Below are 23,824 nucleotides of genomic sequence, written 5' to 3' on the forward strand. Positions count from 1 at the left end.
TGAGAGTTGGCTTTTTTATTTAGCGGTATTAGTAATCGGCTAACAAAAACTATCTTTCTAAATTTAAATCGAAAGTCTGTCCTCCCTGAGTTGCTTTGCCTTCGATTTTATTGTCGGATAGTGTCCCTTCGTAGCTGATTCCAATTAAGGGCGAGGCAATTTTTACAGTATTGTCAGTAAGCGATGCGATTCTAATTCGCGCTCCGGCCATGCCTTGGTCTGGGCTATCAAGAAATACGACAACTCCAGCACTCGTTTCTTCGAATCGAAATACCACAGTAAATTCACCGCGCGGTGTGGTAATTTTCCCCTGCCAGTTGCCAAGTAAAGACTTAGGTGCCGCAACGACTAGCGGCGGCAAATCTCCTTGTTCGAGGGTGACGGGAAATTTTTGACCTTGCTGACTGTAGTCACCAACTAATTTTCCATCGACAATTTTGCCTTTAAAGGTACTGCCGCTGCGGGCAATAAAGCTAACATCATCTCCTTCGCGACTTACAGTTTTAAGGGCAATATTTTTAGCGCCGCGATCAGGGCTGTCAAAGAAACCAAGAATAGACCCTTCTTCGACTTCTTCAATTCGAAACACGGCAGCCACTGGGCCGACCGGTGTCGTCATTTCGCCATGCCAGGTCCCCATAAATAGCTGTTTTTCATCAGCAGATAAATCCAAAGCAAATTCAAGAGGGTCGAGTGTTTTTCTTTTCATGTTGAGTGGAAAGCTACGACCTTGACTCCAATCACCTTGCAGTCCCTCGCTTGACAGTTTCGCCGTGTAAATTCCGCGAATAGCATTGACTTCAATTTTTAAATCAGAGGTAGACGCCTGAATATTCTCGACCGGGAATTTTTGCGCGCCTTGATCGGGGCTTTCCATGGTGCCACTTAATTTTCCATTAGCTGTTTTTTCAAAATTAATTACGATAGTAAGACTTTGTCCGGGTAAGGCTAAGCTACCTTCCCAGCGACCCACATAAGCCTGCAAAATCGATTCATCGAGAGGGCCATCCACAAACGGCGTTAATGTCAAAGGGATGGTTTGTCCGGGTTGAGTCCAATCGCCGACAATCGTACCGTCAGCAAAATCGCCTTCGAACTTACCACTTAAATCGGCAACGTCGATGATGAGTTTGTTGTCAGCGAATGAGGCCTTGGTAGCTGCGATATTTTTGATGGCTCCAGAGTCCGGCGAATTAAGTGTCGCGGAATAGCTTCCACCGCTGTCTTCTTCAATAATAAATTGCACAACCAGTTCATTTCCCGGCGCGACAGTTAGCGTACCTTGCCAGGTACCGGCTATATCTTGCGCGTATACGAAACAGCAGCTGAATATAAAAACTATTGCGGTAAATAATAGCGATATGCTCTTCTTCATACTTCCTTCTCCTTGGTTGTTATTCGGTGTTATTTTTATGAATGTTTATTCGTAACGAAGCGCTGTTACCGGGTTAGATTGCGCTGTTTTTCCGGATTGAAACGCTACCGTAATAAATGCGACAAAGGCTACTGCTAACGTTGCTACAAAAAATACCCAAAATTGAATGGTGGTTCGATAGGCAAAAGACGACAACCAATCATTCATCACGTAATAAGAGACGGCTGAGGCTATCACCGCCGCAACAATGATTAATATCATCTGTCCTTTTGATAACATAAGAATAATTTGCGAAGTAGATGCGCCCAATACTTTACGGACACCAATTTCCTTAGTTCGCTGTTCTGTTGTAAAGGCCGAAAGGCCATACAAACCCATACAGGAAATAAAAATACAAATACCTGCGAATATTCCGGTCAGTTTCATCAGGTTTGTTTCTGAGGTATACACCTTGTCGAGCAGAGTATCGAAAAAATCGAATTCGAATGGGTGTTTGGGATCAAATTGAGACATGACGGATTCAATATGATTAATAGTTTGATAAACATCATCTCCCGCGATTTTTACAATGAGATTGCGGCTGATGATATTCCTTTGCATTTCTGGAACATTTTGTAAATCATCATCGGGATATTGTTGAATCAGCATCGGTCCCACTTCCTGATGTAAGGAAGAAAAATGAATATCCTTAACGACGCCCACTATACGTCCGTCTCTTATCGGGCCTCCTCTGAGGCGTTTACCGATCGGGTTTTCCCAGCCCATTTTTTTTACCAAGGTTTCGTTAACAACAAGAGAGGTTCCTACGTCAGTTAACAGGCGAGTCGAAAAATCTCGTCCTTCTAGGACTTCCATACCCATAACCTCAATAAAATTTTCACCGACTGCGAAATTATTAACATTGGTAGGTTCCAAAATACCTTCGTTGTTTTCTACATCCGCAAGATTTATCGCTATATCTGAACCTGGTGTGAAACTACTGGAAGTAACACCGAGTACATTCGGGTTGGTCATCAATTCATTGCGGATCACTGGAACCTTTGAAATGACATCGACACCTTTCATTAAAATGGATATGCTATTTTCCTTTTCGAATCCCAAAGATTTGTTCGCCACATAATTCATTTGCTGATTCATGAGTAGGGTGCAGGCGACTACGCCAATAGAAACAAAAAACTGTATAAAAACTAAAAACGTACCGATTCTAAATTTGGAACCCCTACTTTTCTTCGTCGCTGTTAAAGCGGCTAAGGGGGAAATCGCGGTGAGATAAAAAGTAGGATAAGTTCCGGCCAATAGACCAACCGAAATAGCAAGCCCCGCAAAGACTAAAAGCACAGAAGGGTCATTGGAAAAGTTGAGCAAATTAGGTTTGCCAAATAAATCACTGATTGAGGTCAGGGTATCGGCGACCTCAACCATCACCAATGCAATCACCATCGCGACCAAAGCATAAAAAATCGATTCCCCCATAAATTGCAAAGCCAATTGCTTTTTACTTGCCCCGATAACCCTGCGCATCCCCACTTCTTTCGCACGTTTAGTTGCACGTGCTATGGCTAAATTAGTGTAATTGATACAGGCGATAAGAAGTACAAAGATAGCGACTGCAGCGAAACCATAGATATAAAAAATGTTACCGGTAGGTTCATCATACTGGCCAGAGTCCGAAAAATGTACGTCGGTTAATGGCTGATAAAAATATTCTCCTTCAAGACCTATTTGTCTGCCCAATTCCCCTGCGGCTTTTTCATAAAATTCGTCAAGAATGCGCTTTAATGAGGATTGGTCAAAACCTTCTGGCGTCAATAAGTAAGTATAAATATTTACACCAAATAGTTGCCGAGCCGATACATTGTCGTCGCTTTGTCCTAAGGCGGCCAAACGATTATAAGAAAGTAATGCACTATATTTTAAGTGGCTATTATCGGGAAGGTCCTTAAAAACAGCCGTGACTTGATATTCAAAAGTATCGGTGTTAATGCTCTGGCCAATTGGATTTCCCTCACCGAAATAACTTTTGGCAAAGCTTTCACTGATTGCAATCGATGACGGATCAACTAATGCGGTTGATAAATCTCCGTAAACACTTTCATGGGTAAATACGTCAAACACATTGTCGTCGGCAAGATAAACGTCATCCCAATATAAGCTGACATCGTCGTTACGCAGTACGCCACGGGGTACGGGTTGAAAGCGTACGAAGTCACCCACCTGTGGATATTCTCTAATCAATAGTGGTCCCAGCGCAGTTGAGGTAATTGCAAAATAATTCGTCGTTCCGCTCGATGTAAACTGACCGGTTATTCTGACAATACGTTCATGATTAAGGTGATGTTTGTCGTAACTCAGTTCGCTGCGTATATAAAGTACCAAAATTAAACTACAAGCGAGAGCCAGTGATAATCCAAAAATATTAATCCCCGCGTAAATTTTTTCACGATAGAGATTTCGTAAAGTGATGAGTAGATAGTTCTTAAACATAATTATTTTCCTTCTAATTATCCTATCTTTTTATAAGTAAAATATGCCTCTATTTTTATTCATAGCGCAAAGCGTCAACCGGATTCGATCGTGCCGTTTTTCCAGATTGCAAGGTGACGGTGATAAATGCTACTGCCGCAACTGCCAAACTTGAAACCGTAAACACCCAAAGTTTAATATCAGTTTTATAGGCAAAAACTGTTAGCCACTCTGAGATTACCAAATAGCAAGTAATCGATGCGAAAACAGAGGCGACTAAAATGAGTATGAGTTGGCTGCGAGCAAGCAATTCGATAATCTGAAAAGTACTCGCGCCAAGAACTTTTCGAATACCTATTTCCTTGGTGCGACGCGCTGTAGTAAAGGTTGCTAATCCGAATAAGCCCAAGCAAGAAATTAAGATACAGATAAATGCGAATACCCAGGTGAGCTTAATAAGATTTGATTCGGACAGATAAAGCTCGTTTAACATGTCGTCCAAAAAACTGAATTCAAATGGATGGCTGGGATCAAATCGGCCGATTACCGATTCAATGTGTTTAATGGTGTCGGCAACGTTTTCCCCGCCGATACTAATGATTACTGATCTTGAAATTGTTTTCCTTTGATTCTCAGAAAGATTGGCAAACTCATCGGTCGGGAAGGGCCGTAGCATTAAACCATCAACGGGTTTGTGCAGTGATTCGAAATTAAAATCCTTAACGATGCCCACAATTTGGTATTCTGCATCACCTACTTTAATACGCTTACCGACGCCTTCGTCCCAGCCCAATTTACTGACCATGGTTTCATTGACGAGAATGGAATTACTGTTATCCTTTAAAAATTCCGTCGAAAAACTTCTACCTTGAACAACTTCAATTCCCATTAGGCCAATAAAGTCATCACCCACTGCGATGTGATTGACACGAGAACGCTCGAATTCTCCTTCATTATTTTCGACGTCGAATACATTTACCGCCCAAGATGCTAAGTTTTTGGGCGTAAAAGAGGTTTCGGCCACGCCGCGTACTTTACTGTTTCTTAAAAGCTCGTTGCGAATCAATGGGAGCTTCTCTAGTACATCAACACCACGAAGTTGCACAATGAGTTTATTCTCCTTGTCGAACCCCAACGATTTACTGGCTAAGTATTGCATTTGTAAACCCATTAGGATTGTCCCCGACACAACCCCAATAGAAATAAAGAACTGTATGAATACCAACACTTGACGGAGTTGTATGCGAGCGGATTTAGTCACTATGGATGAGTTAATGGCAGCCAGAGGCGTAATGGATGATAAATAGAAAGCTGGGTGCGCTGCAGATGCTAAGGCAACTAAAAATGCGCCTATTATTATCCAAACCAGAATGATCGCGTCGTTGTGTATATCCAGTAAGCTCGTCTTTCCTAATAGCGTGCTTAACTCAGTGAATCGTTGTGCAATTTCTACTAGAGCTAAAGCCAACAGTAATGCGATAAATACATAAGCAAATGATTCGCCGACAAATTGAATGATGAGTTGTGAGCGATTGGCACCGATGACCTTGCGCATTCCGACTTCCTTTGCACGCTTGGTTGCGCGAGCCGTCGCCAGGTTCATGTAATTAATACAAGCGACCGCTAAAACAAATAGCGCGACCATGATGAAACCATAGACATAGAAAATATTACCCGTAGGCTCATCGCGTACGACGCTGGGACCAAAATGTATATCTTTTAAAGCCTGAACGTGAAAACTATTATCTATCTCAATTTCCTCGCTGATGCTTTTGACATGCTGTTCACGATATTCATCAAGCAAAAACTGAAATCGATCCTTGCTTATTCCGGGCGCCAATCGAGCATAGGTATAGTCGCTAATACCGAACAGGTCCCTTGGCGTAATGGCGTCGTCATTTAGTCCAAAATTCTCAAAGGTTTTATAAGAAATAAGAGCATCGTATTTCAAGTGGGTATTGTCGGGGAGATCTTCAAACACGGCGGTTATTTTATAGTTAAAGATATCGGTTTCGAGTGTTTCTCCAACCGGATTGCTCTCACCGAAATATCTCTCTGCCATAGATCGGCTAATAGCGATCGATAAGGGTTCGTCGAGTGCATTTTCTAGTTCGCCGAATACAGCGTGATGTGAAAACACCTCGAATACCTTCGGGTCTGCGTACTTAATGGTATCCCAGTAAAACTCTGCATCATTTGCCTTAACCAAATTGTTAGCAGAAGGAAAAAATCTAACGAAATCTACAGTGTCTGGGTATTCACGATTAAAAAGTGGCGCTAACGCGCGCGAACTGATGGCGAAGTGACGTGAGCGACCTTGCGCAGTTGATTCATAAGTTACACGCACGATGCGTTCATGATCTTCAAAGTGCTGGTCGTAACTAAGTTCACTGCGAACATATAGTAATAGCACTAAGCTACAAGCCAAAGCGAGAGCAAGTCCAACAATATTAATGCCCGCGTAAATCTTGTCACGAGCAAGAGTGCGAAATGCGACTAACAAATAATTTCTAAGCATATTCTTTTTCGCGGCTATGCTCGGAAATGATTTTTCCATCCAGCAAGCGAACAATTCTATCTGCATACCCGGCATCATGCTCAGAGTGAGTAACCATCACGATGGTGCTGCCTTCTTCATTTAGTTGACGAAGAATTTTCATGACTTCTTCACCGTGTTCAGAATCTAAGTTACCGGTTGGTTCGTCGGCGAGAATCAATTTTGGATTGTTGACAATAGCGCGCGCGACGGCGACGCGTTGTTGTTGTCCGCCGGATAACTGAAGGGGGAAATGTTTTAGGCGATGACCCATGTCCATTTTGGTTAAGACTGCTTCAGCTTGAATCTTTCGTTGCGATGCTGGAACGTTGTTGTAAATCAAAGGCAACTCGACGTTCTCATAGACGGTGAGTTCGTCAATGAGATTAAAACTTTGAAAAACAAAACCGATATTGGCCTTTCTTAGTAAGGCGCGTTTTCGTTCAGGAAAGCTCGCGACTTCCGTATCTAAGAATGTATAGGTGCCGCCGCTGGGATTGTCGATTAAGCCAAGAATATGCATAAGAGTTGATTTTCCGCAACCGGATGGCCCCATCAAGGCGACAAATTCTCCATCATTGACTTCGAGGTTAATGCCATCGAGAGCAGTTGTTTCCACTTCTTCGGTGCGAAATATTTTGGATAAATTATTGGTTGATATAATCATAGCGAGTCCTTTTTTCTTTTTTTGAATTCGAATTTATTATGCTTATAAAAATCTAGACCTATTATCGTCGTTATTCGGAAATTACTTTCCTACGGGTTCTGAAAACGTGAGCGTATCCGCGTCATTAAAAACATCATAACCAGAGCTGATAATCCAATCGCCGGTTTCTAAGCCCTCAAGTATTTCAAAGTTTTGTGGGTTTTGTCGGCCGGCAACAATATCGACGCGAGAGGCACTTAAGCCATCTTCAGAAACTTTGTATACCCAGCGCCCGTTGGTGTGACGATAAAATCCGCCTTTAGCAACCAGTTTTGAATTTTTCGATTCGCCAAGGGCCAAATCAATTTGTAAGCTCTGGCCACGTTTAATGCCGTTGGCGATATTGCCAATGAATTCTAGATCAACTTGAAATGCACCATTACTTACTTCGGGATAAATTTTGCTAACTTCTAGGCGATACTCGGTACCATTAAAATCAAAGCTACCTTGTTGTCCTACCGTCACGCGGGAGATGTAATATTGATCGATGTCGGCACGTACTTTAAAACTGTCGAGCTGATCAATTTGTCCGATGCGCTGTCCACGTGTAAAATTTTGGCCGATCTCCGCATTCATCGAAGAAAGATGTCCGCTAATGGGTGCACGCACTTCAAGACTATCAATAATTTTAGTAAGGATTTCTAAGCTACGATTGACGCGCTCGATAGAGTCATCGATCTGCTCGTTTTGCTGTTCTTGCAGAATGGTTTCTTGACGAATACGCTCGTTTAGTAGCTTTCGTTTTTCTTTTAAATAAATTAGTTGATCTCGGGTTGTTTCGTATTGCTCCTTGGGTAGTGGTGCGTTGGGGTTATCTATTAATAATTCATAGCGTTGAAAAGTTTTTTCAGTTTCAAGAATTTGTTGATCCAGATCTAAGAGCTGGTCTTTGAGTTGTAAATTCTGGCGAATGTTGGCGTATTTTGAATTGCGTAATTGATTCAAGTTTTCCAGCAGGCGAGTTTCTGAATCTATGTTTTGTTTTTGTACGGTGGTATTTGAGAAGCCAAGAATAAGGTCGCCTTTCTCTATGGGTACGCCACCCTGTACATAAATTTTTTCAACGATGCCGCCTTCTTCAAGATCAAGAAACACCGTGGTATGGGGGAGAACATTCCCGGTTATTGGAATATATTCTTGGAACTCTCCCACTTTGACTTGTGCAGTACTGATTCGGTTGACATCTACCTTGAGGCGCGAGCCTTGCTGATTGCTTAATAGGTAGATCAGGAGAATGCCTGTGGTCAGGCCGACGAGAATGGTGATTATTTTCGAAGCGGGCCACTTCTTTTTTTCAATCGCTCTATCCATGCTAGGTTTACTTCTTATTTTTGCGTGGTTGATTTAAGATTTGTGACTAGTGTGTATCAATTGCTGTGCCAAACGCGCCTTTTCAAAAAAATTAATAAAAACAATAAGATAGGCTAAGCCCTTGTTGTCAGTTTCCGATTTTTTCTTAAAACTAGTATCGAATTGATACTAGTTGTGTATCATAATGAGTCACTTTGGGCGGCGAGTATTAAGGTACTGAGGGACTTACCACTGAAGTAGAGACCGCAAACAACCCGATAAAACAAGAAGTTAGCGTTTAAAGGAAGACCATCAGGGAGTCGCTCATGACAAAACAAAATGCCAGTCTGCTGATCGTCGATGATGACGTTGATGTATTGTTAGCGGCTAAAATTGTTCTCAAAAAACATTTCGAATCTGTCGATACCGAAGCGTCTCCTGAAGCATTGCAAGAGCGTTTGAACAGCCACAGCTATGACGTATTGCTTTTGGATATGAATTTTCAGCGTGGTGCGACCTCGGGAAAAGAGGGGCTCGAATGGTTGGCGCTGGTTCAGGACGTGTCCCCGAATACCAAGGTCATATTGATGACCGCTTACGGTGGGGTTGATCTTGCGATTCGAGCAATGCGTGGTGGTGCGGTTGATTTTATTATTAAACCTTGGGACAACGCTAAATTAGTCGCCACGGTTTCATCAGCATGTCGTTACAGCCAAGCCAGCCAAGAAGTGTCGCAGCTCAAGGCCAAGCAAAGTTTAATTGATCGAGATATTCAGCGCGAGTTTTCAGATATTGTTGGAGAATCCGACAGCATGCGCGATGTCTTGGCGACCATTAAAAAAGTTGCGGCGACCGATGCAAATGTTTTGATTCTTGGCGAGAGCGGTACGGGCAAAGAATTGGTTGCAAGGGCTCTGCATAATCTGTCTTTACGGAATCGTGAAAGTTTTATCGGTGTCGATCTCGGTGCTGTTCCAGATTCTTTATTTGAATCTGAACTTTTTGGGCACGCGAAAGGTTCGTTCACTGATGCAAAAACCGATCGCGCGGGACGTTTTGAATTAGCTAATCGCGGTACGCTTTTTTTGGATGAGGTCGGCAATCTAAGCTTGCAAGGCCAGGCCAAATTGTTAGGCGCCTTGGAAACCAGAACTATCACTCGAGTCGGTTCTAATCGGCCCATTAAATTAAACATCCGTGTTATATGTGCAACCAGTTTGTTGCTGGATGAAAAAGTAGAATCTTACGAGTTTCGGCAAGATCTGTTTTATCGTATTAACACTGTTGAAATCCGGCTCCCTGCATTACGAGAGCGAGTGTCGGATATTCCTTTGTTGGTAGAACACTATCGACAGCAATTCTCAAAAAAATACCACAAAAATATTCAATCTGTCGGCAAATTTGCCTTACAAAAACTTCAAGAATATACATGGCCAGGAAATGTTCGAGAATTGAAGCATGCAATCGAGCGAGCGGTGATCATGTCTGATAGCCAAGAATTAAGTACTGATGATTTCGTGTTGCCTAAGTCTATTAATAAAAGTCAGACAACCCTAAATCTGGGTGAGCTAGAAAAAGATGCGGTATCTCGCGCATTGGTAAAATATCAAGGGAATATTTCGCAAGCGGCGGAGGCATTAGGTTTAGGTAGAGCGACCCTATATAGAAAAATGGCTAAATATGGGCTTTCGTAACTTCCGCTTTAGCGTACTTTGGCGAGTAGTAATTCTCTCTGTTTTACTATTATCACTAGCGTTTGTATTCGTTAGTACAAATTGGATATTTACGCCTGCCGTAATTATATTACTAGTATTGATGAGTGTTTTTAATTTAATTAGTTTTGTTGAGAAAACTAATCGAGATCTCAACTATTTCCTTAACGCTATTTATCATCAAGATTTTTTAACGGCCACCCCCGCTAGTCAAGGCGGAAAGTCTTTTGATAGTTTAGCCGACGCATACGATCTTATTGTCCAATCTTTTCGACGGATTACTTATCAGAAAGAAGAGCATCTAAAATTATTAGAGGCAGTTGTTGATACATTGCAAGTAAGCATTATTTGCGTTGACTCTGATGGCCACGTATCCCTTATAAATAGTGCTTCGAAAAAATTATTTAGAATAAATCATATCCATCATATTAATGGTTTAAATCATGTCGACCCATTTATCTTTAGTTGTGCGAAGAAAATGCTGCCCGGCGAACAGCAATTAATCTCAGCCAATATAAAAGGCGAAGTTGTACAGTTGTCTGTGAGTAACAACGCTTTTGTTATTGGAGAAACAAAATATCAATTACTTTCTTTTCAGAATATTCGCGACGAGCTAGATCAAAAGGAAGCTGACGCATGGCAAAAATTAATTCGTGTTTTGTCTCATGAGATCATGAATTCTGCGACACCTATTTTGTCACTTAGCGACTCTATTCGCACTATGTTTGAATCTGAACAAGGTTCTGAACGAACGGACAATTTTTTAAATCAAGATGATCGTGAAGATTTGATTCGCAGCATAGATGCAATTCATACGCGAAGTAAGGGGCTTATTCGATTCGTCGATGCTTACCGAGATATTAGTTATGTCTCCGAACCGAAAAGAGAGACAGTTGACGTTATCGAAACAATCGGCAATGTATTACTGTCATTGGCAGCGCGCATTCAAGAAAATAAAATTAAATTAGTGAAGAGTTTTGAAAAACCCAGCTGTGTAGTTTTGGTCGATCCACGGCAGTTAGAGCAAGTATTGATAAACCTAATAGGCAACGCTATAGATGAGTTAGAGAGTAAAGACGATTCGACAATAGAAGTTTCTGTTTTTAAAAGTCGTACGGGAAAAGACACCATCGAGATTCGAGATAATGGATCAGGTATATCCGACGAAAATATTTCAAATATCTTCATGCCTTTCTACACCACTAAAAAAATGGGCACCGGAGTCGGCTTAAGTATCTCAAGGCAGATAATGTTTATGAATCGAGGCGCACTAACCGTGGAGTCTTCTCTCGGAGCGGGGAGCGTTTTTAGATTGGAGTTCGGCGGTTAATACTCTATTTCATAGAATCTATTTCACACTAAGCCCGCCTTTTCAATGCAGGCCTTCTCGGCCCCTGTCAGATTTCCTTTGAAGCTGTGAAATGGCTCATTGCCAGCTACTTGTACAAGCTTTAACCTAATCTTATTCGTTTTTCTCAGTCGTTCAGCTCGGGTTCAGTTTGACGGGTGTTAAATAGCGGTTAATTCAAACAGATGGGCTTGGAGATTTGTTCTTAATGCCGGGTTCACTGGGATAGAGGGTAAGGTTATGAAAATTATGACTCGCATCAGTATCGGACTTATTTTGAGTGTGTGTGCTCAATTCCTTTATGCGCAAGCCCTAAGTGCCGATCAGGAAGAGCTTAGCGACGCTGAATTAGAGCAGATGTTAGCACCAATTGCTTTGTACCCAGATACTGTTCTCGCCCATGTACTCATTGCTGCGACCTACCCACTCGAAGTCGTTCAGGCTGAACGTTGGTCTAGTAAAAACGCAAATCTAAATGCGGAACAAGCTTTGGCGGCAGTTGAAAATGAAGATTGGGATCCGAGCGTAAAAGCCTTAGTACCTTTCCCTGATTTATTAAAACGCATGAGCGACGATCTGGATTGGACCCAACGTTTAGGCGATGCATTTTTGTTAAGTGAAGAGCGCGTCATGGCAAGCGTCCAATCGTTACGTCAACGCGCATATGATGCCGGTAATCTTTCATCATTAACCAATGTCGATGTCAGTAGAGATAAAGAAGTCATCATTATCGAGCCTGCTGTTCGCGAAGTGGTTTACATACCTTACTACGATACGCGTTATGTGTACGGCGATTGGCGTTGGTCGCGTTATCCTCCGGTGTATTGGCACTCGAGTTACATAGGGCATCGTTCTCACAGTATTTATTGGGGGCCGCGCGTTCATGTTTCATTTGGTTTTTTCTTTAGCTCCTTTCAGTGGCACCACCACCATGTAGTTGTGGTTGATCATCACTATCATAATCATCGCAATAGAAATTTTTACAATGGTCGACATGTTGCGCGACATCAAAATGCTCGTCACTGGGAACACAACCCCCATCATCGTAGAGGCGTGGTATATCGCAACCCTCGCACGCGTGATTATTTTGAAAACAGAAAGCGAGATACTGTTAATTCTCGACGGGACTATGTGCCGAGACAAGAGTTTAATGAGCAACGTCGTCAACAAGTCACGCGTGATATCCGTGAACCAAGAAATCGTGATCAGTCCGCGGGCGCGAAGGATCGTCGTGTTAGAAGTGCAGATCGAGTAAGTGATACCCGGGTTAGAAGCAATGATAAGAGCAGGGATAGAAGTAATGACAGAAATGATAGTGGCGATAACTCGGCGTTAATAGAGCAGCGGAAGCAAGATTTCGAAAAACGAAAAGGCGATAAGCAAAGAGACATTGAGCAGCGCAGCTCGACAAGGGATCAAAAAAACCAACGAATAAATACGGAACGACGTGAGCGTAGCGATGCAAGACAAAGGAGTGATGTAAATACTCGCCAGCGAGCAGAAGTTAAACCGAGAGTGGAGGCCAAGCAAAGAATTCAAGAGCCCCGCGCTCAAAGACAACAATATCAACAAGAGCGAACGCAGCGCCAAGATTCTAAAAATCGTTATAGTCGAACCGAGTCTTCTGCGAGAAAACAAAATAATAATAGAGTGACACGGACGGAGAGCAAAGAGCGATCCGCGGATTCCAGATTTAAACGGGAGCGATGAACGGCTGGCTCAGAGTTGACTTTAGTTGGAGCCGGCTAATTTGATAATTAATTCATCGAGGAATTTTTAATGAAAAACACATTAATAACAAACAAACTATTAATTTCCGGCGTGCTCATGCTCGGCTTGTCGGCTACAGAGGTGATGGCGGAGAGACAATATGCTATTGAGGGTTTACTAGGTAAAGCTGATCAAAAAAATTCCATCGCGGGTGCACAAGTTATTGACGGTTTTGAATCCTCACAAGGCATTCGTTTCGTTGCACCCTTGGGCCGAGTCACCAGCTTAGAGTTGGGTTATATGGATTTTGGTAAGGTTGAAGACCGCTTTATCGATAGTTTTGGCGACACAATTACTGATACGCTCGAAACGGAATCGTTTAATATTGGCATGCGTGCAGAACTGCCTTTAGGGCGCATTGTATCTTTAACGGGAAGAGTGGGTTTAGCATTTTGGGATTTTAATTTTACCGAAACCGACGGCGTAGATGTATTTCGCTCTGACGATGAAGGTGTCGATACCTATGTCGGTTTTGGAATGCAATTTGATATCGAGGATGATTTTCGAGTGGCAATTGAATACACCTTCTTAGAATTCGATGCAGATTTTGACGGTCTTTCTACCGATCAGGATATTAAGAATGTTGCTTTCTCCGTGGGATATCGGTTTTAGAGTTATTTAATTGTAAAATCGCAGTCAGTATTATTGTTGAGGGGGAGCGAAGAATTCGCTTCCCCTTTTTTTAGTTCGTTTTTTAGTTTCCTATTCTTGGCAATCGTCTGGTAATATTCCATCTTAGCTTCCGCCTAGTTGTTACTTCAAAAAATTTAAGCTTAAGAAAATTATTAAATTAGACAATATGAATCCTTCTCAACTCGAGCGACGATTAAGTTCGCTCATCCCCGAAGCCAAATTAGAAACGTATACGCTCGATACCAAACCAAAAATTAGTTTGTCCCTGATCAATGCCGACTACCCACGTGGTCGTTTACCTGCCGACGTCGCTCTTCGCTTGATGGAAAACCCCTTATATTGGGCCTTCTGTTGGGCTTCTGGCGACGTGATGGCCCAATATATTCTGCAAAATAAACCTATGTTCAAAGGCAAGCGTATTGTCGATTTTGGGTGTGGTTCAGGCGTGGTAGCAATCGCTGCGGCCTTAGCGGGAGCACAAGACGTTATCGCTTGCGATATCGATGAGTTAGCGATAACCGCGACAAAACATAACGCGGAGTTAAATAATGTTTCCCTACGTTACAATCAAGACTTCAACGAGATAGAAGATAATATTGATATTATTTTCGCCGCTGATGTTCTTTATGATCGCGATAATTATCCTTGGTTAGAGACGTTTTCTCGGCGAGCAAACACGGTGTTGATCGCCGATTCCCGAGTCAAAAATTTTGAATTTCCCGGTTACAAAAAAGTATTTTCTCAAGAAGCCTGTACTTTGCCAGATCTAGATGAGTCGAAAGAATTCCGTATGGTGAATGTATACCGGGGTGGTACGCAATAATAATAAATTGTAAGTGTGACATTCTCAAATAATACACTTGCTGGGAATGTTGTTCTGGTGATGCTATACAAGCTCTATTGCTGACTCCGAAAACGACTTCGAATTTTCGCCTGCATTTACTTCGCCAATTATTTCTGCGTCAAGACAATCGGCTTGCTTTAACTCTTGCAAGCAGGCTTCCGCGTGATCTGCGGGAACGCTAGCCATTAAGCCACCGGCAGTTTGCGGATCGAATAACAATGAATAGCGCGGATCGTCACTGAAGTTTTCAATATTTTTAATTGCGCGACGCAAGCGTAAATTATCGGCCTGCAGTGAAGAAAATATTCCTTGGCTAACAACCGTTTCTGCGCCGCTTAATATCGGTAGTTTAGACAAATTTAATTTGACACTCATCGAGATCTTGTCAGTGTGTGATGCTTTAACCATTTCCACTAAATGCCCTAGCACGCCGAATCCCGTAACGTCTGTGCAAGCGCTGGCTTGGTGAGTATGTAATATTTCTGCAGCTCGTTGATTGGATAACAGCATACTGTCGATGGCATTTTTGATCCAAGGCCCTTTCGCTTTGCCTCGCATGTTGGCCGCAAATAAAGCGCCGGTGCCAATAGCTTTGGTAATAATTAATTTGTCGCCGTTTTGCATTCCACCTTTATGTAAAATGTTGTTTTTTTCAATTAATCCATTAATTGAGAATCCGATTGAGAGTTCTTCACCTTCACCTGTATGGCCACCGATCAACGCGGTATTGGCGGCGTTAAATATTTTTAACGCGCCCAACATTAATTGGCTTAAGTCTGCTTCGATTTTACTTTCGATGCCATAAGGAATGGTGACAATCGCAAGTGCTGATTGGGGTTCGGCTCCCATCGCATAGATATCACTTAAAGCATGATTGGCGGCGATTTGTGCGAACACATAAGGGTCATCGATAAAGCTTCGGAAGTGATCGACGGTATGCACCATGAGTTTGTTTTCTGGAACGGATACAACAGCACAATCATCCGGTTGGTGTAGGCCAAGGATAATATCGTCGCGCTCTACGGTTTTGATATCTGATAGCACGCGATCCAATACAGAAACGCCAACTTTCGCTCCGCAACCCCCGCAGCGCATCGCAAGGTTCGATAGTTCTTTTCTCTCTTCCGTTGAAGCTAAAGCAGAGGATGGAGAATGATGGATAGCTTGCATCTCTGGAAGTTTGGAAAATTTATCCATGAAGGTTTTATCAATTTTATCTTTCCATCGCCAAATAAATTTTCCTGATAAACTCCAAAACGAACGAGAAGCGACCGCGTATTGATCGCCAGTTGAAATAATACTTAAAAATTGTTTTTGCGGTTTGAATGCTTTTAGGGCTTGGCCATTTATAAGCCGCCGCAAGTTGTTTGTTAAAGGTTTGCCTTGGCGAACGGCGAATACCCCTGCTTTCGGTCGGGGGTGATTAATTACATTGGCGATATCACCAACCGCAAAAACGCCGGGATGTGAGGTAGACTCCAAAGTATCGGCGACATTAATAAAACCGTTATCATCTAACGATAAGCCGGTATCGCGTAACCAGGTTTGAGCACTCGCTCTTGTTACCCACAAAATCTCGTCGAATTCATAAGATTTTGAATTGTTAGTAAATAATTCCCCATGTTTAACTTCTGTAACACGCACACCTAAATGTAAGTTTATTGTCTTTTGTTTAAATATCGTCGAGAACTTATTCCGAACACTTTTGTTGTGGCTAGATAGGATTTCTGTATTTCCGTCAAAGAGATGAAAGTCCAAGTTTGGAGCGGTTGACGAATATTTTTTCTGTAGATCCGAATTCAGTCGGTGTTGCATTGCGAGAATTAATTCAACGCCGCCAGCACCGCCACCGACGACACAAATTCGCATGGCCGTATTGCTCGCTAGCACGCGCTCGCGTAATTTGTGCCAAGTATCGACGAAGCTTGCGATGGGTTTTACTGGCGTTACGTAAGTGTCAGCACCAGGAACAGTAGATGTGGTTGGCGAAGAGCCAATGTTGATAGAAAGATAGTCGTAGTTTATTGCAGGGCGATTTTTACAAAGTATTTGTTGTTTTTTCGTATCAAGTTTAATCACTTCGTCATGAAAAAAACGCGCGCCCGCAAAATTCGCTAGCGGCACCAAATCAATATGTGCTTCTTCTAAAGTGTAATGGCCAGCAATAAACCCAGGCAGCATTCCCGAATAGGGTGCTTGTAAGTCGCGACTGATCAGCGTTAAACGCACACCAGGAATGGGGTGCATACCGAACTGTTTTAATACTGTGACATGGGCATGGCCGCCACCAATTAAAACCAGGTCTTTAATGATGGGGGAGGTCAGACTTTTCATAAACGCTCTACTAATTTTATTAGCGAGTTTATATACCGGATTGCTATGCATTAGTACAGGGAAGTCACTATTTAGAAGTGATTGTATGTTAAAGAAATGTTTTTATTTGAGATTGGTGCGAAGTAGGGGGATGTGGAGAAAATATTCGACCCTCTATTCCAGAGAATCGAATAGTTAATTCACACATAGCTCACTTAAAAAAATTGTCTGCTAGGTAATATAAGTGTTCTCTTACATCCTTAGGCCAAAGCTCCGTCTCGAAATCAAAGCGACGACGATCACTGGCATACAAGGCTCTGCTTGCCTCTTCAAAACCAGCCACGTTACCGGCAATGGCATGCATAAAATTGTACACCGCATCCCGAGCGGCCAGCTGTTGATCTTCTTCTTGGCTTTCGCGTTTAGCTTGTTCGACAAGTTTTCGAAGTGCCACCGATGGGCCACCGCTTTGTCTTTGCAGCCATTCCCAGTGGCGAGGGAGCAAGGTAACTTCTTTGCCAACCACGCCAAGCTTTGGCCGCCCTCGGCTTCGGGTTGGTTCTTGTTTCTCAGCCGTCGCCTTAGCCTTAGGTGTTTCGCGATAACGATTCGCAACGTCTTCTTCGCTGCCCTCAAGGTCGAACTCAATAGGCGCGCTTGATTCTGCATCAAAAACTAAAATCGCTTCTGAGGTATTGAGGTCAAAATATTTTTTTACTGCTGAGGCAACTTCGCTTGGGTTTCCTGAGGCAAGTAAACTGTGTCCCGCAAAGGCTTTGCAGGTCTGGTATTGGGTGATTTCCATGATAAATATCCCGCTGAATAAAGAAGAATTTAACCCGGGTTAAATTCGATGCAGGATATTGCCTTGGTGATAATGGTTTGTCAATAACACCCGGGTAAAAATATAGCTTGGAAGTTTTGGTGTAGAAGGCGTATTTGAAGGAGGGTTGCCCTACAAGAATGAAATCTTGTCGGCAACCCTAAAAAACCAGGAGGCTATAAGCCCCCCGGCCCGCAGCGGTTTGCCAAATAATCTTCGAGCGAACCAAGAACGTTGACGTGATGGGTTGGCCACCAGGGCAAGCTATGCCACAAGTCAGGGATCTCGTTGTATTCAACGTCTTTATCCGCCTTTTTGAGGGCGCGGTAATATTTTCGTGATTGATCTACAGGGACACGTTGATCGCGATCGCCATGAAAAATGTAAATTGGAATATTGGCGTCTTCGACGTGGTCGATAGGAGAAAGACCGGCAATGGTCGGGTTTTGAAATTCACGACCAAACTTTCCTTCGAAGGTGACCTTGTCGAACGTGGCGAGTTCGGATAAACCAGCACCAGCGATCGCGCATTGGTAAGGAGAGTTTGGTCTGACTACTGCAGCCATTGCGGCGTAACCGCCGTAAGAATATCCGTAAATAGCAATGCGATCTTTTGCTGCAATACCTTGGTCCACTAACCACTGCGCACCATCGTCTTTATCGTCTTGCATTTTTTGGCCCCACTCTCGGTCTCCAGCGCGCCACAATTTTTGTCCCCAACCTTCGGAGCCGCGATACTGTGGTTGCAAAACGGCGTAACCGCGATTCGCTAAAAACTGTACCCAGAGATCCCAGCCATAGTTGTCGCGAGCCCAAGGACCACCGTGGGGCATGATGACAGTTGGATAAGGTGCTTCGCCGGAATTGGGAACGGTTAAGTAAGCGGGAATTTCTAAACCGTCTCTTGCTTTATAAGTAACAAATTTCATCTCGGCGAGCTGCTCAGGTTTTAAATTTGGGAAAGAGCGGCCCAGAGGGATTAATTGCTCACCATTAACCATTAAATAATAAGCGCCGGGTTCTTTTACGCCAGAAGATCTAATCACCATAATTGTCTTGTCGTCAGACATAGACAATATGGATTGGTTTTCGTCTTTAGGTAACGCCGCTTCGAGACGGCCTTGCAAAAGCGCCCTTTCTTTATCGATGATATGTTCTCCGCTTTCTGCGCCTAGCGTGTTGTAACTCAGGATTTCTCCCCAATTATTTGGGTTTGAACCTTGGGAGACACCGACTACATCAAAGTCATCGCCTTCTAAAATGGGTTCACTGAGTTCGCGAGTTAATAAATCATATTTGCGCAATGCAGTACGATCACGACCGATGTTATCTGCCATGTAAACGGTTTTGCCATCTTTGTCGACGGCTAAAGGGTTTAAGCCTTCACGTTGTCGAGCGTATAGCGAATGATGGATTTCCTTTTTACCAGACTCGGGATTGATATAAGAAAATTCGATGCGGGTATCTTCCCCTGAGCCCTTTAATTCGCTGGAGCCGATGACTTCACCTTTATAGTTTGTGAAAAAGTCGGTTTTTGGCGAGCCTCGATAAACACGCGTGGCAATAAAATTTTTTAAGTTTAATTTGTAAATATCTTCTGCGAAATCAGTATTTGTCGCAGCGACCAAAACACTGTCGGGCTCTAAGGGTAAGATATTCATCAACCTAGCGCCTAACTTTTCCTCGTTAGGAAGAATTTCGCGAAACCTCTTGCCTTTGTCGTCAACCATATAAATTTTGTCGCGAAACCATCTGGTGGGTCTTCCACCAGAACGAATATCGAATTTCTGTCGGCCGACAACAAGTAATTGACTGTTGCTAATCCAAAAAACACGAAGGGCTTTTACGTCTTTAGGTGCAAAACGAATGGGCGCTTGCGATAAATCATTCGTTTGCCAAACAGTTATGTCTGGCGCTTGATTGAGTTTTTGAATTGTTAAAGCGACCAATTGATTTCCGTCCGGTGTGACATCGACGCTATTGATCACAGGATCGTGGGTCCACGCTTGGATGGGTATTAGCTGCGGCTCAGTAGCCGTTTCTGCAGATAAAAAATTTGCTGCTGCTAATAAATAGCTAGCAAGAAGCAGGGCGAATATAGAAGAGAATTTCGAACGATTCATTTTCAGGTTCCTTGTCGCGCTACGAACTAAGCCGGAATGAAAATTATTGCCTCGTTCGCGTTAATAAAAAGCAAATTTCAAAATCAAAACAACGGGCGAAAATAATTTTTTGCCCGTTGTTAGTTTCTAATTAATTTCGTGGTTTACATTAAAAGCCAAAAGATAGCCTCAGTATGAATTCCCTGCCAGCAAGGTCATAGCCAGTACCTGGAAGCGTATTGAACACACGTGTACTTCCGTCGGAATCGATATTACTGCCGACACGCTGTGGTTTTTTATTGCCGAGGTTTCGCACCGTTCCAATGACTTCCCAATTGTCGGGACTTCTGTAACGAACACCAAAACTGTGATAAATAGCGCTATTTGCTTTAAAAACAGAATTGGGCGTGTCAACACCTCCTATGTCTACAGTAATAGGATTTTCCTCGCTCTCGCCAACGTAATCTATATTCCAAGAAAAGCGCCAATCTTTGTAATCGATACGAACTTCAGTATCACCGCGCCATTTTGGAAAACCCCAACGCTCTTCGACATCGAAAACTTGACCAAACAGCTCAAAAGATTGCTCATCAAGTTTTACAAACGCGGCATCGATACCAAATTCAAAAGAAGGGAATGAATGTTCGAAAGCAATATCGATATCTTGTCCTTTCGTCGCTTCAACACCGATGTTTACTCTACTTGAATCAACATCTGTTAGTGCACCGGTGCCGTCTCGTGGGCCAACTCGACCACAGAAAGCACTGCTGAAACCGGCTGAGTTATAACAATCGAACAGAACAAAGCCTAGAGAAGGGCTCGCAACTGAATTTTCTAATTCGATATCAAACCAGCTGACAGATATAGATAAACCTAGGTCGAGCGGAGTAAATATGATTCCCGCAGTCCAAGAGTCCGATGTTTCTGCCTCAAGGTCTGGGTTGCCGCCGGTAATGGTGCGAATCGATGGCAGAGCGCCGACGGTTCCAAAATCCGGGGCTAGACCAAGCGCTGCACAGTTATCGAAAATTGTATCACCTGGCACAAAGTCAGTGCCGTAGTCGATACAAGGATCTAAACCGAAAGGACTTTGAAATCCGGTTTGATTGGCAAGGAATTGTTCAAACAATGCTGGCGCACGAAATGACGTCCCTTTAGTTGCACGAAACCTAAACTGCTCGTTGATCTGCCAGTTAATACGTGCCCTGTAAGTGTCATCACTACCGTAGGAATCGTAGTCGGTGTAACGGTATGAAGCGTCTAAAGTTAATTCTTCAGCCAAAAAAACATTTCTTAAAATAGGTATTTCTAATTCAGTAAATGCTTCTTTAACTTTATCTTCGCCCGTTGTAATCCCTGAAGATGTAAAGTTATGGATATTATCAAATTGCGCCTCGATATCAGGCGTGTCATCAATGTAGTTATCGCGAACCTCAACTCCGAATACGGATTGTACTGCGCCGGCAGGTAATGAAAACAAAGGACCTGTTGCGTAGGCGCTAAATTGATTGGTTCGGTAAGTGGTCTCACCTTTAGTATTTTTTCTGGCAAAAGCTAAAAAGTCTGCAGGCAATTGTCCACGGAGAATTGCATCTTCTGCGAAAAGGTCAACCGCAACGCAACCGGGAAAATTAACTAAATCGTTACAGACTAAGTTGCCATTAATGTCGAGCGAGGCATCTAATGCAGCGAACAAGCGATCATCAATAAAACGTTGTGCCCGATACTCACCCTTGGAATTGCTGTGGCCAAAATAAGCGTCATAACTCCATTCAGATGTAATGTCGCCTTTTATGCCAACAAATGTGTTGGAGCGTTTTACCTCTGTCTCATTATTCGGATCCATAATTCCATAAGTTGGTAACACCGATCTTGCCGCGGAACCGTTTACGAGACCCAGAGGGCCAAGTATGCCGAAGGGGTTGGTTGGGTTGTCGGCGGGCACAAATGGAAACAATTGGCTGAAGCCACCATTGGAGCGAGTTTCTCTTTCGTTGTAATAAAATTCGCTGTAAATAACTGCACTACGGCCAAAAATATTAACATCGATATCGGCAAAAGAAGTGATAGAGAAACGATCGGTTTCCGGAATTATCTGCTGGACAGAGGGTGAGCGAGTGTCACGCAAAAATGCACCTTGATTGTCTAAAGGGCCTTCTGGAACACGGGTGAAAAAAGGTATTCCGAAGGTGCCGTTTACGACGGGATCAAAATTTGGATTGCTCGCATCGGCGCTAGGACCGAGTGAAGGGTCGTAACGGACGAAACCAAAAGGCGAAGTTGCAAGACCATAAATAAACCCAAAACAAAGTGGCTCACCGGTAATTGGATTAGTGTTGTCGATGACGCCGTCCCCGTCACTATCAACGGTCCTTTCTGCAGTGGGGCATTCACTAATATCACGTTGATTCGCGAGCAGTTCTTTTTGTTCGATAAGTGAACCGCCAATATTGAAGGACCAATTGTCGCCAATTACACCCCACACGCCATCGATACTGTATCGCTCACCGCCGTCTTCTTGGTATTGACTACCTGCGGCATTAAATTGAAAGCCGTCGACACGAGTTTTAGTTATTAAGTTAACAACGCCGCCAACCGCATCTGCGCCGTAGATTGACGATGCACCGTCTTTTAAAATTTCGTAGCGGCTTACCGCTGAGTTTGGAATTGCCGTTAGGTCAACCGAGTTAACGGCACCACGAACGCCTGAAGGTCCCCAACGTCTGCCGTTAACGAGCGTTAGCGTTCGTTGAGCGCCCAATCCGCGTAAGCCAATTGAGTTAGCACCGGGTCCGCCATTGGTAACAAATCCAGAGAATGAATCATCGATTTGCTGACCCGTTGCGGCAGCACTGCCCTGCAAAATATCTGTCGCGTCGAGTAGGCCGGCAAGAGCAGAACGTTCGGCGGTAATGACTTGTATTGGAGAGGAACTCGTAAAAGTGCTGCGTTTTATACGAGAACCGGTGACGGTAATTTCTTCAACCGTATTATCAACACACTCTGGACTCGTACTTCCGTCCGAGCAGTCTATGGTTGTAATGTCCGAATCTTCTTGTGCGTGTGTTAACGCCGAAGCCGATAAGCAGAAAACCACCGCAAGGCCCCTTAAGTAATAACGACTGATGGTTCGCTGAATCATTGTGTCTCCCCCAATGTAGAGTTGGAAAATGAAAATTAACCGAACAAAGTAAGTTTGTGATGATGACTAGGCGTGTTCTGTTGAGATCTAGACGTCCTGAGTCTCCCCTCCATCTAGTGACGAATAGAAAATAAATTACCGCAAAGAAATTTAGTGAGTTTCTAAAATATCAGTAAAAATGATGAGGAAATGACGTTAAACTCCGGCTTCCAAAGCGTTAGTCCGGAGAAAAAAGAAGCGATATGTTGAAATCAGAGCAGTTGAATATAATGGGTGGGGATTTCTTACCCGGTCATTTGGGTATTGAAATTACTGGCGTCGATGAGCAAGGGTATGTGCGCGCAGAATTATTAGTGAAAAAATTTTTAATGGCGCCAAACGGATTTCTTCACGCGGGTAGCGTCGTTACTTTAGCGGATACCTGTTGTGGATATGGCTGCGTAGTCAATTTGCCAGAAGGAGCCCAAGGTTTTACCACTATCGAATTAAAATCAAATCATTTAGGAACGGCGAGAGATGGCGTAATTGAATGTAAGGCGTCTATCGCACATAAAGGAAAAACAACACAAGTCTGGGATGCAGAAGTCAAACACCGTGAAAGCGGTAAAGTCATCGCGATGTTTCGATGTACGCAAATGATTCTTTACCCAAGATAAAGAGCACTATTCCATCATTTCATTCGTTAACACGGTTTTTTGTGACAGACATTCAGTTTGATGTTAAAAGTGATAACAATAAAATTGATTAATGAGATTAATACAAATTGG

General features: G+C 43.2%; 15 protein-coding genes and 1 pseudogene. 6 read left to right on the plus strand and 10 right to left on the minus strand.

The window, feature by feature from the left end; genetic code table 11:
* Positions 1 to 49: 49 nt before the first annotated feature.
* The 5 genes from ACYUCY_RS04985 to ACYUCY_RS05005 all read right to left on the minus strand — a co-directional run bounded on the left by ACYUCY_RS04985 (position 50) and on the right by ACYUCY_RS05005 (position 8,391).
* On the minus strand, positions 50 to 1,375 hold the full coding sequence (locus ACYUCY_RS04985) for a hypothetical protein (protein WP_460225362.1): 1,326 nt from the start codon (positions 1,373 to 1,375) through the stop codon (positions 50 to 52).
* Between the two features lie 45 nt (positions 1,376 to 1,420).
* The gene (locus tag ACYUCY_RS04990) at positions 1,421 to 3,859 is read right to left on the minus strand and encodes an ABC transporter permease (protein WP_460225363.1); all 2,439 of its coding nucleotides are present in this window, start codon (positions 3,857 to 3,859) and stop codon (positions 1,421 to 1,423) included.
* Between the two features lie 55 nt (positions 3,860 to 3,914).
* On the minus strand, positions 3,915 to 6,356 hold the full coding sequence (locus tag ACYUCY_RS04995; protein ID WP_460225364.1) for an ABC transporter permease: 2,442 nt from the start codon (positions 6,354 to 6,356) through the stop codon (positions 3,915 to 3,917).
* Complete coding sequence (locus ACYUCY_RS05000) at positions 6,349 to 7,041, minus strand: ABC transporter ATP-binding protein (RefSeq protein WP_460225365.1); 693 nt, start codon at positions 7,039 to 7,041, stop codon at positions 6,349 to 6,351. Before ACYUCY_RS05000 ends, ACYUCY_RS04995 begins: the two co-directional genes overlap by 8 nt.
* A gap of 81 nt (positions 7,042 to 7,122) precedes the next feature.
* Entirely contained in the window at positions 7,123 to 8,391 is a 1,269-nt protein-coding gene (locus ACYUCY_RS05005) for an efflux RND transporter periplasmic adaptor subunit (RefSeq protein WP_460225366.1), read from the minus strand.
* 305 nt (positions 8,392 to 8,696) lie between these two features.
* Between ACYUCY_RS05005 and ACYUCY_RS05010 the strand changes: the two genes are divergently transcribed.
* From ACYUCY_RS05010 to ACYUCY_RS05030, 5 genes are all read left to right on the plus strand, one after another.
* Complete coding sequence (locus ACYUCY_RS05010; RefSeq protein ID WP_460225367.1) at positions 8,697 to 10,064, plus strand: sigma-54-dependent transcriptional regulator; 1,368 nt, start codon at positions 8,697 to 8,699, stop codon at positions 10,062 to 10,064.
* Between the two features lie 121 nt (positions 10,065 to 10,185).
* Positions 10,186 to 11,412: a sensor histidine kinase gene (locus tag ACYUCY_RS05015; protein ID WP_460225368.1), complete on the plus strand. Its 1,227-nt coding sequence runs from the start codon at positions 10,186 to 10,188 to the stop codon at positions 11,410 to 11,412.
* Positions 11,413 to 11,670: 258 nt separating this feature from the next.
* On the plus strand, positions 11,671 to 13,140 hold the full coding sequence (locus ACYUCY_RS05020; RefSeq protein WP_460225369.1) for a DUF3300 domain-containing protein: 1,470 nt from the start codon (positions 11,671 to 11,673) through the stop codon (positions 13,138 to 13,140).
* Between the two features lie 69 nt (positions 13,141 to 13,209).
* Positions 13,210 to 13,812: an outer membrane beta-barrel protein gene (locus ACYUCY_RS05025; RefSeq protein ID WP_460225370.1), complete on the plus strand. Its 603-nt coding sequence runs from the start codon at positions 13,210 to 13,212 to the stop codon at positions 13,810 to 13,812.
* Between the two features lie 187 nt (positions 13,813 to 13,999).
* Positions 14,000 to 14,656, plus strand: a complete 657-nt coding sequence (locus tag ACYUCY_RS05030) for a class I SAM-dependent methyltransferase (RefSeq protein WP_460225371.1) — start codon at positions 14,000 to 14,002, stop codon at positions 14,654 to 14,656.
* Positions 14,657 to 14,719: 63 nt separating this feature from the next.
* On the opposite strand, the gene selD is transcribed toward ACYUCY_RS05030, so the two are convergent.
* From selD to ACYUCY_RS05055, 5 genes and pseudogenes are all read right to left on the minus strand, one after another.
* Positions 14,720 to 15,874, minus strand: a complete 1,155-nt coding sequence (gene selD / locus ACYUCY_RS05035; RefSeq protein WP_460225709.1) for a selenide, water dikinase SelD — start codon at positions 15,872 to 15,874, stop codon at positions 14,720 to 14,722.
* Positions 15,875 to 17,062 (minus strand): annotated as a pseudogene (locus tag ACYUCY_RS05040) (FAD-dependent oxidoreductase); the annotation flags it as partial.
* Between the two features lie 139 nt (positions 17,063 to 17,201).
* Positions 17,202 to 17,795, minus strand: coding sequence for a DUF2239 family protein (locus ACYUCY_RS05045; protein WP_460225372.1), 594 nt, complete (start codon positions 17,793 to 17,795; stop codon positions 17,202 to 17,204).
* A 194-nt stretch (positions 17,796 to 17,989) separates the two neighbouring features.
* Positions 17,990 to 19,936, minus strand: a complete 1,947-nt coding sequence (locus ACYUCY_RS05050) for an alpha/beta hydrolase family protein (protein WP_460225373.1) — start codon at positions 19,934 to 19,936, stop codon at positions 17,990 to 17,992.
* 148 nt (positions 19,937 to 20,084) lie between these two features.
* Positions 20,085 to 23,057: a TonB-dependent receptor domain-containing protein gene (locus ACYUCY_RS05055; protein ID WP_460225374.1), complete on the minus strand. Its 2,973-nt coding sequence runs from the start codon at positions 23,055 to 23,057 to the stop codon at positions 20,085 to 20,087.
* Positions 23,058 to 23,299: 242 nt separating this feature from the next.
* On the opposite strand from ACYUCY_RS05055, the gene ACYUCY_RS05060 reads away from it, so the two are divergent.
* Entirely contained in the window at positions 23,300 to 23,713 is a 414-nt protein-coding gene (locus ACYUCY_RS05060) for a PaaI family thioesterase (protein ID WP_460225375.1), read from the plus strand.
* The last annotated feature ends 111 nt before the right edge of the window (positions 23,714 to 23,824 follow it).

Source organism: Aurantivibrio infirmus, from assembly GCF_054767315.1.